This window comes from Gardnerella sp. DNF01195 (assembly GCF_049244175.1).
Lineage (GTDB): Bacteria > Actinomycetota > Actinomycetes > Actinomycetales > Bifidobacteriaceae > Bifidobacterium > Bifidobacterium leopoldii.
Map to the genome: position 1 here is coordinate 241,902 of NZ_CP058383.1, position 20,771 is coordinate 262,672.

General features: G+C 45.1%; 3 protein-coding genes. 2 read left to right on the forward strand and 1 reads right to left on the reverse strand.

The window, feature by feature from the left end; translation table 11 throughout:
- Window positions 1-72 precede the first annotated feature (72 nt).
- Window positions 73-9,645 carry a fatty acid synthase subunit beta domain-containing protein gene (locus HXT43_RS00935; protein ID WP_421781007.1) on the forward strand — a complete coding sequence of 3,191 codons (9,573 nt, stop codon included), beginning with the start codon at window positions 73-75 and terminating at the stop codon, window positions 9,643-9,645.
- Between the two features lie 322 nt (window positions 9,646-9,967).
- On the opposite strand, the gene HXT43_RS00940 is transcribed toward HXT43_RS00935, so the two are convergent.
- Window positions 9,968-19,360 (reverse strand): Rib/alpha-like domain-containing protein, encoded by a 9,393-nt coding sequence (locus HXT43_RS00940; RefSeq protein WP_415707079.1) that lies wholly within the window; start codon window positions 19,358-19,360, stop codon window positions 9,968-9,970.
- Window positions 19,361-20,075: 715 nt separating this feature from the next.
- On the opposite strand from HXT43_RS00940, the gene HXT43_RS00945 reads away from it, so the two are divergent.
- Window positions 20,076-20,648, forward strand: coding sequence for a DUF4190 domain-containing protein (locus HXT43_RS00945; protein WP_254597015.1), 573 nt, complete (start codon window positions 20,076-20,078; stop codon window positions 20,646-20,648).
- Window positions 20,649-20,771: the final 123 nt, after the last annotated feature.

Sequence of the window (20,771 nt, forward strand, 5' to 3'; positions counted from 1 at the left end):
TACAGAACTTATAAACCTTACAAAACTTACAGAATTTATAAAACTTATCCAAATCGACGAGAAGGAAACATCATGACAACATACTTTTTTGACCAACTCGCTAATAATCCGCACGCACTCGTGTTTGCAGGTCAGTCAACTCCGTGGGTTGAAGCTTTGCGCGAGCTTAGTTCAGACGAAGAATTAAACGCAGAACTTCACGAGTATGAAGCAGGCGCAAAAGCTTTGCTATCGCCAATTTATTCTGAGCTTTTAGCAAATGCAGGCGGCGACATAAACGTGTTTGACGCGCTAGAAAATAAGCATATGAACGCTGCAAACGCGCTTCTTAGTGTGCCTGGAATTACGCTTGCACAGTTCGGTGCAGTGCGCGACTTAACAAATCTTGGATACAACTTTGAAGTAAACAAGCCGTGCGCAGTTTTGGGTCATTCTCAAGGCGTAATCGCAGCAGAAATGGTAAAAGCTCGCATAAAAGCAAAGTCTTGGCAGAAGGCTCGTGCTCAAATCGAAGAGTTACTCGCAATTGCCTACTTAATTGGAGCTGCAGGAGATCGTGAATCTCGAATGCTTGAAATTACTGGTGACGGCGAGCATACGCCAATGCTGTCACTTAAAGGAGTTACTAAAAAGCAGGCAGAAGCGTTAATTTCCCGCGTAGAGCGCACGCGCGGTGAAGTGTCAATTGCTGTTAAAAACGCTTACAATCACGTGGTTATTGCAGGATACCCGGAAGATATGGAAGCTGTTGCAAACGAAGCGCAAAAAGAAACAAAGCGTTCGAAAAAATTGCGCGAAATGAAAGTTCGCGGTGGAGCTGTATTTGCGCCAGTTGCTGAATATTTGGATGTTACAGTTCCATTCCATTCGCCAATGCTTCAATCTGCAGTTGAGCAGGTAGTAGAGTGGGCAAATGAGGCTGGTTTGAACACTACAGTTGCTCGCGAATTGGCTGATGCAGTGCTTGTAACTCCTGTTGATTGGGCTACGCAAATTGGCGAAGTTTTGGAGCAAAACGACGCGCGCTCGCTTTGGATTTTAGACATGGGTCCTAGCGAAGTTCTCGGAAAGCTTACTGGAGTACTTGTGCAAGGAACCGGCGCTGGAATAGTAGAGGCTGCTACCTTGCGCTCGCGTGCAGAGCTTTCGACAGCTGACTCTGCTTCTGAGCCAGAGCGTACGGGCTGCTGGGCTGATTTTGCGCCTCGAGTAATCAACACGCCTGCAGGACGCAAAGTACTTACCAAATTTAGCAAGCTTACAGGCAAAGCTCCTGTGCTTCTTGCAGGAATGACACCAACGACAGTAGAGCCGGAAATCGTTGCTGCAGCAGCAAATGCAGGCTACTGGGCTGAGCTTGCTGGCGGCGGTCAAGTAACTGCAGAAGTTTTTGATCGTCATATGAAGTCGCTTGAAAATCAGCTTCGTGAAGGCGCAACTATTGAATTTAACGCCATGTTTATGGATCGCTACCTGTGGAATTTGCAATTTGGTTCGAAGCGAATCGTGCCAAAAAAGAGGCAGTCGGGAGCTCCTATTGATGGTGTAGTTATTTCTGCAGGCATTCCAGAACTTGACGAAGCCAAGGAATTAGTAGCATCTTTGCAAGCTGATGGATTCCCTTACGTAACATTTAAGCCTGGAACAGTTGATCAAATTCGTCAAGTTGTGCGAATTGCTAAAGCTGTTGCTCCAGCAACGATTATTGTGCAGGTTGAGGGCGGTGCTGCAGGCGGTCACCATTCGTGGGAATCTCTTGATGATTTGCTTATGACAACTTACGCGCAAGTGCGTGAGTGCGAAAATTTGGTGCTTGTTGCAGGTGGTGGTATTGGTACTCCTGAGCGTGCTGCAGACTACATTTCTGGTGAATGGGCGAGTGAATACGGTTTGCCAAATATGCCAGTTGATGCTGTAATGATTGGCACAGCTGCAATGACAGCAAAAGAAGCGCATACAAGCCCTGAAGTAAAGCGTATGCTTGTGGAAACTCCGGGTATTGCGATGCCAAAATCTTCTAGCATTGAAGGTTTTGATGAGGATCCGTTCGCGCCAATGGGTGAGCGTTGGGTGCCTTCTGGCAAAGTGATTGGCGGTGTGACGAGTGGTTTAAGCCATTTGCACGCAGATATTTACGAGTTAGAAAACGCTTCTGCTCGCTGCGGTAGATTGCTCGTTCATATGATGAAACATCCTGAAGAGCTTGAATCACGTCGCGATGAAGTAATCGAAGTGCTTAACTCTACTGCAAAGCCATATTTTGGTGACGTAGAAAGCATGACTTACTTGCAATTTGCTCAACGTTTCCTAGATTTGGCATACCCTTGGGTGGATCCGACTTACGCAGATCGCTACATGCATTTGTTACAGCGTATTGAAGCGCGTTTAATTAATCAAGATTCAGGCGAATTTACTTCTATTCTGCCTTCTATTGAAGAAGTTTCTAAGCACCCTCAAGCTGTTTTATATACGCTGATTGATGCGTTGCCTCAAGCTCGCGAGATGAACGTTGTGCCAATGGATGCCGCTTGGTTCCCAACTTTGGTGCGCGAATACCCTAAGCCAATGCCATTCGTGCCAGTTATTGACAACGATTTGTTGCGTTGGTGGGGTCAAGATCAGCTTTGGCAGTCGGAAGATTCGCGTTACTCGGCAGATGCTGTGCGCGTAATTCCAGGACCGATTTCCGTGGCTGGAATTACGACTATAGATGAGCCGATTGCCGATATTCTGGGACGTTTTGAAGCAGCTGTGCTCAATCGTGCAGAATCTGGAGCGGAAACTGGAGTAGAAGCAGAAAATAAGGAAAATGCGGCGAGCAAGTCTTCAAAATCTGCTTTTAGTCAGATTGCTGATGCTAAAAACGTTGAAGCTTACGTGCGTGCATGCCCGAATATTTCTTGGGTTGGTCATGTAACTGCAAACCCTGCTTACGGAACGTCTTTAGGAGACGAAAATTACGTAATTACAGTAACTTCTAGTAATAATGACGTAATTTCGCTTGATTTAGATATTAAGCTAGATACATTCTGGGATAATCAAGAAAATCAGGAAGCAAAACACTCCACAAAAAACGCTGCAAACTCGCCAAAACGCAAGCATGCAGTACGAGATATTGTAATTCCGCTAACTGTTGACGCAAGTCAAGCTGGAAGCATACCAGTAGTTGACCGCGAGCGCTTGCCAAAGCACGTGTACGAAATGCTTGCAGCAACCGCAGGTATTGGAAATACAGCGATTACTGGCGATGTGCTTGACGCTATGCCTAAGGTTGAAACAGTAAAAGAAGATGGCAGTTTGGCAAAATTGCCGGAAGATTTGCTCGCAGAAGGTTATAGAGATTTCCCGTTTGGATTGGTTCATTCTTCCTATACTTTCTCAAGAAATCTTGGAATTGATCACGAGTCTGCTACTGCTGGAAGACTTCCAGATGGATTGCTTGCTTCTCGCATTGTGCCAGACGCGTTAGTAGGTCCTGCTTGGCCGACTATTTACTCGGCTTTGGGTTCCGTAATGGTTGATGGATACCCGATTATTGAGGGTCTGCTTAACGCTGTTCACTTAGATCATTTAGTAGAGCTTGACGTCGATGCTGAAGACTTTAAAAAGTATGTCGACAAGCGAATTAATTTGCTCGGCTGGGCTGAGCCGTATGCAGAATCTGCTTCCGGACGCGTGGTAACTATTCACGTAGTGCATACTGCTGCAGATGGAACTCGTTTGGCTCATGAAACTGAGCGTTTTGCTATTCGTGGACGAAGCTTCAGCAACGCGCTTCCTGCTCCAGCTGCGCAATATGGCGAAGCTGCAGGATTGCACGGATATGAAATTGAAGACACTCCTCGCAGAGCTTTGCGCAGAGTAGTCGTTCGCGCTCCTCACGATATGACCGCTTTCGCGCGTACTTCTGGAGATTTCAACCCAATTCACACTTCTAAACGAGGTGCTGCAATTTCCGGGCTTTCTGCTCCTTTGGTACACGGTATGTGGCTTTCTGCAACAGCTCAGCATGTGGCTCAAGCGGTTGATGAAAAAGGTGCTCGCTACGAGCTCATTGGTTGGTCCTACAACATGTACGGCATGGTTCAGCTTGATGACGAAGTAGAAATCACAGTTGAACGCGTTGGAAAAGTTCGTCGCGGCGGACTTGCTTTGGAAGTTACATGCAGAGTTGATGGGCAAATCGTGTCTAAAGCAAGCGCACTTACTCGCGCTCCACGTGCAGCATTCGTATACCCAGGTCAGGGTATCCAAAAGCAAGGAATGTCGCTGGATGAGCGCGCAAAGTCGCCTGCAGTGCGCGATACTTGGGAGCGAGCAGACAAGCTTACTCGCGAAAAGCTTGGATTCTCAATCCTCGCAGTCGTGCGCGATAATCCAAAGGAGCTTACTGCTCACGGCGTAACTTATCACCATCCTGAAGGATTGCTTAATTTAACACAATTTACGCAAGTTGCGCTCGCAACAGTTGCCTTTGCGCAAACCGCGCGTTTGCGTGAAGCAGGATGCGATATTTGGCCTGCTTACTTTGCAGGACATTCGCTTGGCGAATACAATGCTTTGAGCTCCTTCGCGCAAATTATTCCACTCGAAACTGTGCTTGAATTGGTGTTCCACCGCGGATCTACAATGCATCACTTGATTGAGCGCGATGCGCAAGGTCGCTCGAACTACCGCATGGGTGCGCTTCGACCAAACCAGTTTGGAGTGTCAGACGAAGGTGTGAACGCTTACGTTGATGGCATTTCCAAGGCTACTGGCGAATTCTTGCAAATTGTAAACTACAACTTGGCAGGTCAGCAGTACGCAATTGCTGGAACTATTAAAGGCTTGAAGGCATTGGCGGCAGACGCTTCTAAGCGCGCTAAGGAGTATGGCGGCAAGCCTCCATTCATGTTTGTTCCAGGAATTGACGTACCGTTCCACTCTCGAATTCTTCGAAAGGGTGTGCCGGAATTCCGCGACAAGCTCGATTCGTTGCTGCCGAAGCATATTGATTACTCTGTGCTTGTAGACCGTTACATTCCAAACCTCGTGGCTTGCCCGTTTGAGCTTACACGAGAATTTGCGCAAAAGATTTTGGATGTTGTGCCATCTGAGCGCATTGAAGCAGCTTTGGAAGATGAAACTACATGGAAATCTTATGCAGAGGATGAGCAGAAGCTTGGTAGATTGCTTCTTACGGAGCTTCTTTCATGGCAATTTGCTTCTCCAGTTCGCTGGATTGAAACGCAGTCTCTTATGTTTGCCGATCGCGCTCGCGGTGGTCTTGGTGTTGAAGAGTACGTTGAAGTTGGTTTAGGAAACGCGCCAACTTTGGCAAATCTTGGTGCTAAAACTCTTGCTTTGCCGGAGTTTAGTGGCGAAAAAGTGACTGTTTACAACGTTGGTCGTGACGAAGGTCGCGTTTATATGACTGACACTGATTCGCTTGTGCCTGAAGTGTTTACTGAGGAAGATAGTCAAGAAGCAAGTAGCACTGCTGATGCGACTGCTGCTCCTGCTGCTCCTGCAGCAAATGTTGTCTCTGCTGCTCCTGCGGCTTCTGCTCCTGCAGCTAATGCAGCAGCAAGCGGACCTGTAGCAGACTTGCCATTCAAAGCATCCGACGCAATCTCAATGCTTATTGCGTATAGTGCAAAAATCCGTCTTGACCAAATCGGCGACACTGATACAACTGATACGCTTACAAACGGCGTATCTTCGCGCAGAAACCAGCTTCTTATGGATATTAGTTCCGAGCTTGGCGTTGCAAGCGTGGATGGTGCTGCAGAAGCTCCAATGAGTGCGCTTAAAAAGTTAGTTGATTCGGTTGCTCCGCGCTATAAGGCTTTTGGTGCTGTGCTTTCCGATATTGTGCGCGAACGTTTGCGTGCGCTTTTCGGTGCAGCCGGTGTGAAACCAGCGCAAATTGACAAGCGAATCTCTGAAGTCTGGCAGCTTGGCGAAGGCTGGCGTGCGCACGTTCTTGCGGCTTTGGTTTTGCAAACGCGTGAAGGTGCTAGCGTGCGCGGTGAAAATCTTGCGCAACTTTCAACTGATCCTGCAAAGAATACTGCTGCAGCTGACGCTTTAATCGATGCAGCAATTGCGCAAGTTGCTCAAGCTCACGGCGTTAGCGTTTCTCAGCCTGGTGCTGCTGGCGGCGCAGGCGGTGCTGTTGTTGATTCTGCAGCTCTTGACGCTTTCGCTCAGCAGGTTGTTGGCGCAGATGGCGTACTTGCTGCAACTGCTAAGTTTGTGCTAGCAAAGCTTGGTGTTGAGGCTCCTAAAGCAGAAACTGAAAGTGACGAAAATGCTGCTGTTGTGTCTGCTGTTGAAACTGAGCTTGGTGCGGATTGGCCAAAGCAAGTTGCTCCTCGATTTGATGAGCGTAAAGCAATTCTTTTCGACGACCGCTGGGCCTCTGCTCGTGAAGACGTTGCTCGCTTGTACTACAAGTATGCTGGAAAGAATGTTGATATTCAGGTAAATGAAGTTTCTGAAATCTTAAATGATTTTGGTAGTTTCCTTGGTGCAGGGGAAGCAGTAGCTTCGGAAGCTGAGTGGTTTGCAAGTCTTTCTAAATCTCGCGAATTAAACAATCTTGCAACAATATTTAATGATATTGCTCACGATTCTCGCACTAAACTTGCGCAAAACAACGCTGATACTGCTCAAGCGACTCGTTTTGCAGGAGAAGTTGCAGTAGTTACAGGTGTTGCTCCTAATTCGATTGCTGCTCGCGTAGTAACGGGCTTGCTTAAGGGTGGAGCTACGGTTATCGCAACTTCGCACAGTTTCAAGCCGAGCGTTAAGTCTTGGGCGAAGAAAGCGTATCGCGAAAACGCTCAAATGGGCGCAAAGTTGTGGCTTGTTCCAGCAAACTTGTCTAGCTACCGCGATGTTGACGCGCTTGTAAAGTGGGTTGGCACAGTTTCGAAGAAAGTTAGCGGCGCAACTACTACTATTTTGAAGCCTGCGTACGAGCCGAATATGTTCTTCCCATTCGCAGCGCCTCCAGTTCACGGAACTTTGGCTGATTCTGGTTCGCTTTTTGAATCGCAATCGCGCTTAATGCTGTGGGGAGTGGAGCGTGCAATCGCTGGATTTGCGCAAATTGGAGCAGATACTGATGTGCAACATCGTATGCACGTTGTGTTACCTGGCTCTCCAAACCGCGGTATGTTTGGCGGCGATGGTGCTTATGGCGAAGTCAAGAGTGCTTTCGATGCGATTGTGAACCGTGCGCATGCAGAAAGTGTGTGGTCGGATCGCGTGACTTTTGCGCATCCTAAGATTGGATGGGTGCGTGGAACCGGCTTGATGGGTGGAAATGATCCGCTTGTGGCTGTAGTTGAACGTCATGGCTTAACTACCTACTCGACGCAAGAAATGGCAGATCGTTTGCTTGATTTGTGCACGAAGGAAGCGCGCGAACAGGCTGCAATTGCGCCTTTGGATGTTGATTTTACGGGTGGATTAGGCAAGGAGCCTCTTGATTTGAATGCTCTTCGTGCAGAAGCGCTGGAAGATCAGAAGCGTGCTGAAGCTGCGGAAGAAGCGGCGGAAGCTGTAGAAGAAGCTGCAGAATCTTCTGCTAAATCAACTGCTAAATCAACCAACAAAGCACTTCCAACTCCTTACGTGCCAACTCAGCCGCGAGTCAACTTGGCTGATTGGAAGAACGTAACAGCGCGTCCAGAAGACGAAATTGTGATCGTCTCAGTCGGCGAGCTTGGACCGTGGGGTTCCGGACGTACTCGTTTCGAAGCAGAACTTGGAATTCGCGAAGATGGATCCGTGGAGCTTTCTGCAGGAGCAGTGCTGGAATTGGCTTGGAATATGTGCTTGCTTACTTGGCAGGATTCACCAAAGCCAGGCTGGTACGATGCGGACGGCACGCTTGTTCCAGAAGAAGATATTGCAGAGAAATATCGCGATGAAGTAGTTGCGCGCTCGGGTATTCGACCATTCGAAACCGGCATGGGCGGCGACTACAAGGATGGAGCGAACGAAGAAGAAGCAGAAATCTTCCTCGATCACGACGTGAGCTTCAGCGTTCCAACAGAAACAATTGCGCGCGAATATGTGGCACTTGACGAATCGCACACTGAGATTGCTCGCGATGCAGAATCTGGCGAATGGACTGTTACGCGCAAGGCAGGTTCTATGATTCGCGTACCGCGTAGGGCTGCAATGACCAGAACCGTCGGTGGACAATTCCCTAAGGGCTTCGATCCGCTGAAGTGGGGAATTCCTGCTTCAATGGTTGGAAGTGTTGACACGATTGCGTTGTGGAATATTGTCACAACTGTAGACGCTTACATTTCTGCTGGTTTCACACCTTCGGAGATTTTGCAATCTGTGCATCCGTCAATGGTTGCTTCCACGCAAGGAACCGGTTTCGGTGGCATGAGCTCAATGCGAAAACTGTACTTGGATCGCTTCCTTAACCACGAAATTCCTACGGACGTACTGCAAGAGGCGCTTCCAAACGTTGTTGCAGCTCACGTAATGCAAACCTATATCGGCGGCTACGGAAATATGGTTCAGCCGGTGTCTGCATGCGCAACTGCAGCTGTTTCGCTCGAAGAAGGCGTCGACAAGATTGCTCTCGGCAAAGCTGACTTCGTAGTAACTGGCGCAATTGACGATATCGGCGTGGAATCCGTAGTTGGCTTCGGCAATATGAACGCAACTGCCAATAGCGAAGAAATGTATGCGAAGGGCATCGATCCACGATTCTTCTCTCGCGCAAACGATCGCAGACGCGGCGGCTTCCTTGAAGCTCAAGGTGGCGGTACGATTTTGGTTACGCGTGGCGATATTGCTTTGAAGCTTGGCTTGCCTGTTGCTGGTGTGGTTGGTTTCATTCACTCCTACGCTGACGGCATTCACACTTCTATTCCTGCTCCGGGCTTGGGTGCTTTGGCTGCGGGCATGGGTGGAGCTAAGTCTAAGCTCGTGCGTGATTTGGCAGCTCTCGGCGTTACTCCGGACGATATTGCTGTGGTTTCTAAGCACGATACGTCTACGAATGCAAACGATCCGAACGAATCCGAGCTGCACAATACTCTTGCGCACGCAATCGGACGCACGGACGGAAATCCACTGTTCGTAATCAGCCAAAAGACGCTGACCGGGCACGCAAAGGGTGGCGCGTGCATCTTCCAAATCAACGGTTTGACGCAACTGTTTAGAAGTGGCGTAATTCCTGGAAACGCATCACTTGACTGCGTGGATCCTAAGCTTGCGCGCGACGACCACATGGTTTGGTTGCGTGAGCCGATGCGGATTGGCGATGGTGCAGGTTCTTGTGCAGTGAAGGCTGCTCTCGCAACTTCGCTCGGCTTCGGTCATGTTAGCGGATTTGTGGCATTGGTTCACCCTGGTGCTTTTGAGGCTGCTGTGGCTGCTAGCGCAGGTGTTGATGCGCTTAAGAATTGGCGTACCAAGGCAAATGCGCGTTTGGCTGCAGGTCAGAGGCGATTTGAGGAAGGCATGATGGGTCGATCTGCTTTGTTCGAGCCTGTTGAGAATCGTCACTTGCTGAAGGATGGCACGCGCCTTCCGGATGGCACTCGCTACGACGGTCACGAAGCAGAAAAGGCGATGTTGCTTAATCCTGAAGCTCGCCTTAACGCTAATGGATACTACTGCTGAGCCTAAGTAGTTGCAAATGTAAAGAAAAGGTCGGATTTTAGCTTAAATCCGACCTAAATTTTACAGGCGTGTAAAATAAAGGTCGTTTTTTAGGCGAAATCCGGCAGAAACTTTACGTCCGTTGTGCACTTCGCGCGCTGCGCTTTGAGCACTACAGTATGTCAACGCGAAATAGTGGGCAAAAACCTGTATATTAAAATGCTCTGTGGTTGAGTAGTTATCGCAATTTGCGAATTTTCTCTTCCACAGAGCATTTAGTTATTTAGTTATTTGGTTTATTTAGTTTTGTGGTTTATGCTGACTATTTCCCAGCATGTACGCCTTACTTGCGCTTCCTTTTGCGAGCAATAACAGCAATCGCTCCACCTATTGCTACTGCAAATGCTGCAACAGCTCCTGCAGCAGCAATAGCGGCTCCAGTGTTACTCAGATTTGAAGTAGTAACCTTACCGGATGAGTGCCGTGCCGGAGCGTTATTTGCTACGTTCTTCGCGTTGCTTGCATTTTGCTTTACAGAGTCTGAATCAGACTTATTCTCATTAGATTCTTGAGTTTTAGCAGTTTGGGTTTGCTGCTTATTGTCCTTAGAATCTTGCTCTTGTTCCTTCTTGTCGCTTTGATTTTGCTCAGTAGGTTCTTCTGGAAGTTGCTCAGGAAGAACGTCAGGAAGCTTATCAGGAAGCGGTGAAGGAGACGGCAAAGGAGACGGCGTTGGGTTTCCTGTTGGGTTCGCTCCAGCTATGCCTGTTACTTCTGGAGAAGTAGTTTCACCCTTCTTCGATTTCGCAGTGATTTGGGTATTGTCTTTTATCTTATTCGCTGGAATCGTTACTTTACCAGTAGTTGGATCAACTGTTACGCCTTCTGGAGCTTTTCCGTCAAACGTCCACTTGCCGTCCGTTCCTTTCTTCACTCTGATTGTTACGAGTGTAGAAGGAGTGGTATCAGGCGCTGGAGTTGGGGTAGGTGTTGGGGTAGGTGTTGGGGTAGGTGTTGGTGTTGGTGTTGGAACCAACGGGGAACCAGGAATAGAGATTCCAGGTATTTCACCAGCCGCTCCAGTTCCTTCAGGAGTGTATGTAATCTCCATAGAATCAGCGTCAGATGGTGGTGTAACAGTTGCAGAGCCCTGCTCGGCACCATCTTGTGGTGTTACCACAAGTGGCCTGTCTGTTGGGATAGGCGTTGGAGTTGGTGCAGGCTTCTCCTTTTCGCCAACTTTAGCAGTTACCACTTCTGACTTGCTCTTGCCAGTCTTATCGCTACTGTCTTCTGATTGCGCAGTAATAGTGCTACCGTGCTTAATCTTGTTTGCTGGAATCGTAACAACGCCAGTTTGCGGATCAACAGTCACGCCGTTAGGTGCAGAGCCGTCAATCTTCCACTCATGCTTATCGCCTTCAGCAACAACGGTAATCGTTGCGGTTGTTTCACTGCCTTCTGGCGTGTAGGTAATTACAACCTTGTTGACACGAGTATCCGTGAGATCCGGCGTTACGCTAGCGCCACCATTGGTTGGAGTGTCAATCTTTGGCTTAGTAATATTTCCGCCGATAGTAATATTTACACTATCGCCCGTCTTTGCATCATCACCCTTACCATTGGTTGGCGTGAGGGTGACGATAGCACCAGGCTTTTGCTTCGGGATAGTAATAGTGAAGTTGCCATCTTTATCTGCAACGCCACTTCCTATTTCCTTGCCCTTTTCGTCGGTAACAATTACCTTCGCGCCTGGAAGCGTCTTTCCAGTGATGATTTGTTTAGTAGAATCATATGGATTGTCTTTTAGCGTTTGCTTGGTAATCTGCGGAGTCTTAAAGCCGGTTACAGCAGTAGCAGGATCAGATGGTTTATCCGTCTTGTTCTTAGCTACTGCAGTAATAGTGCTACCGTCTTCCAAGTCTTTTGCCGGAATCGTAACAACGCCAGTTTGCGGATCAACAGTTACACCTTCTGGAGTGTCTCCGTCAATCTTCCACGTGCCGTCATCACCCTTCTTGACAATAATTGTCTGTTCTGGCTTTTCTGGACCGTTAAGCGGATTTGGCTTGTCGTTAATCACAATCTTGACAACGTTTTCATCGCCGTGTGGCGGTGTTACAGTTACGTTTCCGCCGTTCTTGTGATCGTCGGTTGGTACCGTAATCTTTGGCTTTTGTGGCTTAGCAGTAACTTTTACTTCTACTGGAGTGCCTTCGTTATTACCCTTGCTTGGAACAAGCTCGAGTTTTGTACCAGGATCCTTCTTATCGATTTCGATAGTGAAGTTTCCGTCTTTGTTGGCATCTCCAGTACCAACAGTATTACCGTCATTGTCTTTGACAGTTACTGTGTTTCCTGGCTGAGTTTTACCAGTAATAGTGGTCTTATCAGGCTTATCTGGTGTGTTCTCGGCTTTGTCATCGTTGATAAATGGCTTGTCTTTATCCACAACGTTTACTTTTACTGTTACATTCACAGGAGTTGTAATATCCGGAATATTTACAACAACAGTTCCAGTTTGCTCACCAGTACTAGACGTTGATGGCTTACCGCTAGTTGCCCAAGTAAATGTGGTTTTCTCAGGGAAGTCACCATTATTGGCAATCATGTCTTTTGGATCCGGCAAAGCGGAGTCTTTTTGCACGTTTACCGTCTTGCCTTTTGGATTTGGCACAACGAGCACGTTGACTGGAATGTCAACATCTGGCTCGCCATCCACCTTAACAGTCACAATTCCTGGCTGGTTGCCAGTCTTTGACGTATCAGGCTTCTTCTTCCAAGAAATATTAGCATCCTTAGGTAGATTATTAATAACATCCTTTGGCTGAGGAGTGGTATCCTTGCCGTCAGTCTTTTGCAGCACGGTTACGTCTTTTCCTTCAGGAGATGCTGTAACAGTAATTGTTACAGGCACTTCTTGAGGCTTTTGTCCTGGAACAGTTACCACAACGTTTACTGTTTTTTCGCCAGTTGTAGATGTGTCTGGCTTGCCAGACTTTCCGTCTTTGCCTGTACCCCAAGTAAAGGTAGTTCCGTCTGGGAACTTATCCTTGTTCTCAATGCTGTTCTTAGGATCAGGATCGCTGTTCTGAATAACGGAGGTGTCCTTTGCCTTAGGCTCAGGAGTTACGTTCACAGTAACTTCTACATCAGCAGAAGTTCCAGGCTTTCCATTTACACCTGGAACAGTGACGGTTATTGTGCCTTTCTTGTTGTTGCCAGACTGTTTAGTATCTGGCTTAGTTTTCCACTCGAACTTAGTGCCCTTAGGGAACTTATTCTTATCGGTAGAATCCTTAATAACATCACTTGCGATTGGGAAATCTGTTCCATTTTGTGGAATGTTCACAATATTCGCTTCTGGCGTTGGCAAAACATTAACCGTTACAGGCACCTCTACAGGGGATTGACCTGGGAGGGTAACAATAATCTTGCTGTTCTTTTTGCCAGTATTGTTAGTGTCCGGTGTATCTTCCTTACTCCACTCGAACTGAGTGCCATCAGGGAATTTACTATTATTGCTAGAATCCTTAATAACATCTTCAGCTTCTGGCAACTTGCCTTTTTGTAGCACGTTGACTTCAGATGCAGTTGGGTCAACAACGTTTACAGTCACTGGCACTTCTTGAGAAGGCTGATCTGGAACTGTTACAACAACAGTGCCTTGCTTGTTTCCAGCTGTCTTGGTGTCTGGCTTGCTGTCTTTATTCCACTCGAAGGTGGTTCCATCAGGGAACTTATCCTTATTGGAAATCATGTCTTCTGGCTTAGGTTCCGCATCCTTTGGCACAGTCACAACTTGCGGTGTAGCAGTTGGAGCCTTAATAATTACAGGCACGTTGATCACGGTTTTTGATCCATCCGGATACGTAATTGTTACAGGCACTTCAAACTTGCCAGCCTTATCTCCAGCAGGAATCTTATCCTTATCGCCATCAGCAATAGAGTAAGTTAGCTTATTTTTTTCGCCTGCTGGCCAAGTAGGAACGCTTACTTTGTCGATAATTTCTTTATCCGAAGGCTTTTGACCATTCTCTTTTTCAAGATTATCTGCCTTAGGTGGGTAAAGCTCAGACTGCTTATTGCTAATAGTTACTGGAACATCAACAGTGTCAGTCGTGCCATCTGGGTATGTGACTTTAACTTCAACAGGGTAGTTTCCAGGAGTCTTACCATCTGGAAGCTTTTTGTTAGAATCGTTCAACTCAATCGTTAACTTATCCTTGTCTGCTTCTGGCCAATGAGGAACAGTTACATTCTTAGTTACATCATCAGATGTAACCTGCTTGCCAAACGGCTTAACAACAGGCTTTGCTGTTGGCTCGAAAGTATCCGACTGCTTATTCTTAATAGTCACATCAACAGTAACTTCATCAGTTGTTTTATCTGGGTACGTGACCTTAACCTTAACGTGATAAGTGCCAGGCTTTGTGCCGCTTGGGATTGTCTCGCCTGTAACAATTTCATATTTTGGCTTATTATCGGATTTTTCTGGCCAATCTGTAACGTTTACTGCATTAGTAATCGCTTTCTTAATTGTCTCTTCGTTACTGCCATACGGCTCTTCCACAGGGTCAACGTTCGGAGTATATTCGTCTGCGTTTGTATTTGTTACAATAACAGGAACCTGTACGGTTGTGGTAGTGCCGTCTTCATACTTAATAGTTACAGGAACATTAGTTGTACCAGTCTTGTCTGTGTTTGGAATCTTATCCTTAGCTACAGTAATAGTTGGCTGCTTCTTAGTTTTATCGACACCAGTACTGACGTGGTTCTTGATTTCATCTTCACTTGGCTTATTTGTATTGTCTTTATTGCGCTTCAACTCTATAGGAGTTGCAGAAGCCTTATGAGTCACGTTATCTGGTTGTTCAACTGTTACAGGAACTTCCACATGATCCTCAGAACCGTCAGGATACTTAACAGTAACCTTAATGTTTACGGTTCCAGGAGTCTTAGTGTTGATAGGTGTTTGACTTTTATCAACTGTAATTGTTGTACCAGTTGGTTGGTTTGGAACAGTGACTTTAGCAATGATGTCAGTGTCAGAAGGACCACTTTCTCCATACTTTTTAGTGATTCCGCTGTCAACCTTTGGCGTGTGAGTTTCGCTCTGAGGCTTTCCTACAGTAACCTTTACCGTTGCATGATCCTTAGAACCATCTTTATACGTAATTGTTACAGGAATATCAAACGTGCCAGACTGAGTGCCATCTGGAACAGTCTTAGCCTTGTCGTCAATAGCAATACTTGCACCTTCTGGAAGCCTTGTAAGGTCGGTTGTTTCGCCGTTCTTCTTTAATTTAATACCCTTACCAGTGCCAATACCAGTAATCTTGCTGAATATACCTGTATTCGGCGTCTTATTGTAGTCAATGTTAATTGTTTGACCTTCTGGCGTATAAGTTTCGCTTTGTGGATTCAGCACCTTAACAGTTACTGTTGCAACGTCACTAGATCCATCCGAATACGTAACCTTAACTTGTACTTGGCTCTCGCCAGGTTTATCGGTGCTTGGAACGGAACTGTTGTTTACGATAGTTACCGTTGGCTTATTTTTATCGTCGGGTTTTGTTGTACTTTTCCACTTAAGACCGTTGTTGTCACCAAAGGATGTAACCTTTTTCTTCAATTCTTCCGCACTAGAGTGCCAAGACACTTCAATTGTTTTGCCTTCAGGCTCAAAATCGTTTGAATCTTTCTGAATTTTTACAGGAACTTCCACTTTTTCTGTTGACTTATCTGGGTAATGAATTGTTACAGGAATAGTGTAATTTCCATTCTTAGTAGGAATATTGCCAACATCAAATGTTATGCCGTCTTTTTTGATTGGCGTATTTGGATTGTCATATTTTGTTATGGTAATCGCGTTGGTAATTGCGTTGTTATCCTTAGGATTATCGACTTGCTTGGCAGTGGCATTGTGCTCTTCAGCATCCGTGTATACGGAAATCTGAACCTTTATCTTGGACGTATTGCCAGCTTCGTCTTTAACAACAAGATCACGAGACCACTTGTTTGCATCAGGATTCGTATTATTAGCGCGATTAGCAGTACCTGTAATAGTAATTTTTGCAGGCTTTTCCGCAGAATTCTTATCTTTATCAGTGATACTAATCTTGCTGCCAGTTATTTCCTTAGGCAAAGCCGAACCAAATTCCGCACTCTTAATCTTTCCGCTGTTGTCATAAGCGTTGATATCAATGCTGAACTGCTTGCCCTTATGCACCTTGAACTGGTAGTATTCAGGTGTTTTATCGGTATCTGCTCTCTTTGCCTTATTGGTGCTAGGTGTGTTAATAACAGGCGCAATATTGTCCTTAACGGTAACAGTTGTAGTAACGTCTTTAGTTGAGCCGTCTGCAAAAGTTATGCGAACTTTAGCTTCTGTTTGTTCGCCAGGCTTATTCCAATCAGGCTCCTTAATCCAAGAGTAGGTAGCGTCGCTAGGTAGTTTTTCTAGTGACTTTGGATCGACTCCGCTCTTAGGATCCGGATGCTTTGTGCCGTCGCTCATGTTGTACGTTACAGGATTGTTTTTAACGTCACCATATTTCTCGGACTGTGTTTTAACAATAAACTTCACCGTAACTTCAGTAGTATTGCCCGAAGGATCCACCGCCATTAAGGTACGCGTATACGTGTCAGGCTTAGTGTTAATTGGCGTTATATTGTTAAGAGTCAAAGTCTTAGGTTTTGCAGTTGTGCCATCTCCGGTAGTTGTGCCAGTTGTTTCGCCTGGAACAGATGGCTTCAACGTCAAAGTTGTAACGTTGCCGCTGTTGTCTGTTGAAGTAATCTTAATATCGTTCTTATCGCCGCGGTACGTAGTGATAGTGAATACTTGTGCGTGTTTTGGCCCATCAGGGTATGTGCCGTTAATGGTGTTATATGTGCCACCTTTGCCCTTTTGCTGAATCGCAACTTTAGGACTTTCGCTATCCTTAACAGTTACTTTAACGTCAACAGTTTCAACGCGCGGATTCTTTGGGTCGTTAGTAGGAATAGTTACAATAACTGTTCCAGACTTTTCTTTGCCAACAGTGGAAGTGTCCGGTTTGCCATTCTTTGCCCAAGCAAACGTAGTCCCTTTTGGAAGCTTGCGACTATTGGCAATAGCTTTCTTTGCATCTTTGTCGTCTAGCTGGTGACCTAAGTCAACAGTAATATTCTTTGACTTAATGTCTTCTTTTTTCTCCACTTTTACAGCCACAGTTTTTTCTACTTTGTTACCAGCAGCATCAGTTGCGGAGAACGTAAGAGTATAAGTGCCAACTTCTTCAGGCTTAAAGCCGGAGAAGCTGTACGTAAACTCTTTTTCTGTATTAGTATTCTTCGTGTAGGCAGTTTTTGCACGAGACATGTTAGCAATAATTTTATTGAAATCAGTTCCAGAAAATGCTGTAGTTGCTGTTGCTGTGTCAATAGACTCAATCTTTACATCATCTTTTGCAATAAGATTAATCTTAAGATCTTCGCCAACTTTTACTGTAACGCTATTAGGACCAGTAAGTGTTGGAGCAGTATTGTCTTTACTAGCGTTTTTAGCGTCGCTTTCTTCAGAGCTTACGGAATCTGCAGTAGTAGTTACTGCAGTAACATTTCCTTCAGGAATGCCGTTAGCAACTGTAATCGTAACTTTGCCATCGTTGCCAACTTTTCCAGTTCCAATTTGATTGCCCTTGCTATCTTTAAGCGTTACAGTGCTTCCAGCTGTGCCAGGACCAGCATCAACTACAACTTCCTTGCCCTTTACGCCTGCAACACCAGTCAAATCAGTCTCAATTGTAGGTTTCTTAGGCTTAACTGTAAAAGTAACCTTTTCTTCCGCAGTACTGTCGTCATTAAACGTGACTTTAGCAGTGTAAGTTCTCTTTCCGGCAACATCTGTGGAAGGTTCGCCATTAACCCACTCTGCGCTCTTGATTTTCTTATTTTTAACTTCGTTATCTGTTAAGCCAAGATATTTCTTAGCGTCAACCTTGTTTCCTGTTTTAGTAAGAGTGTCGCCAACATTTACTTTAACTTCGTGATCTTTCAGCTCGCTCTTATGTTGCAAAGCGAGTGGTTTCCTAATGTTTACAGGAATTGTAACAACATGATACGAATTATCAGAGTATACAACTTTTGCAGATGCATTGTTTTGGAGAGTATCTTTTCCATTAAAGTATTCTTTTGGAATGTTGGTTTGTGGGAAGTCGTTAAAAACAAGCTTACCGCCGCCCTTAATGCCAGTAACGTGAGGTTTTAAATCATCTTCGGTAAGCGTATGCCCCCAATCAACAGTAATTGGGGTAGCGGTTGGCGAAGGATACTTCTGGTTCAGATTTTTAAGATGTACTGTAACTTTCTTTTCTACTTTGTTTCCAGAAGCGTCGGTTGCAGAGACAGTAACCGTGTAGTCAGTATTTGCTGGCGTGTTGCCGTTCTTATATTCAAACTTAACTCTATTAACAACATGGTTGTGATGCTTAGCTTCAGTTGCTTCCATGCCATTACTGTTTTCAGTGACATCGCCCTTACCGTTAGGAAGACCGTTAACTGAGAAGCTATTAACCTTTCCGCTGTCATCTGATGTGCCGAAAGTGATTGTAGGAATATCTCCCTGATATACGGTTATGCTGTTGTTTGAATCGCCAATCTCCTTGCCGTTCAAATACAGCTTTGGAGGGATTTTATCGCTTTTTGTGCGCTTAAGATTTGGTTCACTCCAGCGCTCGCGACCAGAAATAAATGTATATGCGGAGTTAGTAGTAGTTCCATAACTACTCGTATTTGCTAATGTATAAGCATCTTGAATGTCCTCAAGAGTGACTCCTTGACGTAATTTTACTTTGCAATGCATGTGTACTGCGTAGTTGACGTTTGTGGTTCTTAAACCAATGCCATAACTGTACTTACTGTAAACACCTTTCAGTGTTGTAGCATTGCTAATGACGCCGTCGCCTGCATTGTTGTGGAAAGTAGCATTCAAATCTTGTCTGTTGCTAGCTCCCATACGTATACCTAAGGTATACAAATAGATAGAACCATTGTGATCATTATCCTTTCCTAAGAAACCAGTGACAAATGATTTATTATTATCTTTTTCGAACAATCTGATGTCGCGTGAAAGAACAGCGTTTGTCATCTGTGGATTAGTTTGATTGCGTTTATAGAAATCAAAGGAAACATCGCTTAATGTGTCACCTTTGTAAGAACCGTCACCTTTTAAATCTGCAATTGCATAAGGAATCTGCCACATATATTGGTGTTGTGTAGAATGGGTGACCATAGATTTACCATCGTTGTTAAAGAACACATCGAAGACTAGGTATTGGTCGCTTCCGTTCTTTTCAAGATGTGCGTACATATCCGATTTCTTAGTGGTGTTATCGTATTCGCCTAAATCGGCTGTTGAACCAGTGTTTCCATTGCTGTTAGCAAAGCGATACCTCTGGAACTCAAGAATATTTGGCGTGTGCAACCAAGGAGTAGTAGTGTCTGCGCTACGCACTTCTTGCGCAAAAGCTGCCGTAGTTGGAGGAAGAAGAATATTAGAGGATACGAGGATTGGCTGACCGCCTAAGCAAGTGGCGGCAGTAAGAACTGTGGCAAGTGTGCTCAATGACACCTTGCGCATGGTAGCAGACGCGGAAGTTGCGTTCGTTTTTGCTGCGTAATATGCGCATGTGTTTGCAAATGCGCTCGTAGCTTTTTTGCTAGAGAGCTTTTTGCGAGTGTTATTTGCCATAGTATTCCCCTTGTTTTGGTTTTAACTTTTACTTCTATGAGTGCGTTTTATTCTAAACTTATGTCCATTTTTTCTATACTTATTCGTTATTTTTTCATAACGAATACTGGCATAAATATTTATGCGCATACACATAATTCATAATATTATACAGTATTTTATTAAAGTTTATATAATTTTTTTATTGTTAGATATATAACAACTTTAAAATTTTCTGCCGGGGGGGGGGGTGCTCTATGTATAAAATATTGTCATAACGACGGATTATTTAAAATTATCTAAAATTTTATCGTTTTATAGTAATTTATTCGCATATGAATTAATCGCACTCGTAGCGTTTCTCACGCACATGCTTAAGCAGGTCGTAGCGTGCGTAATTTTCTGGCGTTTGCTGTCGTTTTTGTAGTTTTGGAAAACATTTGCCGGTGATTTTTTCGGCGTTTGCTACTGCAGTAAAGAATCACGTAAGTGATTGTTGATTTAAATATATTTTATACAAGATTTTATATAGTATTTTTGCGTAGAGCATAAAAATGTCAAAATATGTTATGTGTTGACGCTTAATTAATTAATTAATGTTGTATGTGTTGCATGGCTTACATATGTTGTATAATCGCATTGTTTGTCTTATCGTTTGACAATCGAAATTATTTGGAAAGCTTTATGAGCTACATGGAATTGTATTACTTGTATTGCTTTTGCAGATGGAGGGAAAATGGACGAAAATAACCAGCAGGTTCCGCAAGCTCAGCCGGTTCCTCAAGCTCAGCCAGTCCAACAGACTTACACTCAGCCAGTCCAACAGCAGCCATACGCTCAGCAGCCTCAGCAGTCTTATGCTCAGCAACCTCAGCAACCGTATGCTCAGCCTGCTCAACAGCAGCCATACGCTCAGCAGCCTTATGCTCAGCAGCCTCAGCAGCCTCAGCAGCCATATGGTCAGCAACCAATGTATATTCAGCAGGCTCCTGTTTCAGGCTTGGCTGTTGCATCATTAGTTCTTGGAATTATTGGTACCATATTTGCTTGGGTACCTGTATTCACTATTATTTGGTGGGTTTTGGGTATTCTGTCTGTTATTTTTGCTGTTCTTGCAATGCGTAACACCAAGGCTGGTGTTCCAGGTGCCAAGCGTGGTCACGGTATGGCTGTTGCAGGATTGGTTCTTGGAATTATAACTATTATTATTGCTGCTTATATTCAAATTACTGTGGTCAGCAAGATTGATGCCTTTGTTAACGGTGTGAATGATTTGCAGAGCAGCTATTCTCGTTCTTATAATTATTAAATTCGCATAAAGTAATTTTGTAATAATAAGTTCTTTAGTAATAATTAAAAATTTACTTGTAAAGGCGGGTGTTGTGCATCCGCCTTTACTTTTTACCTAACGAAATATGCTTATATAGTAATA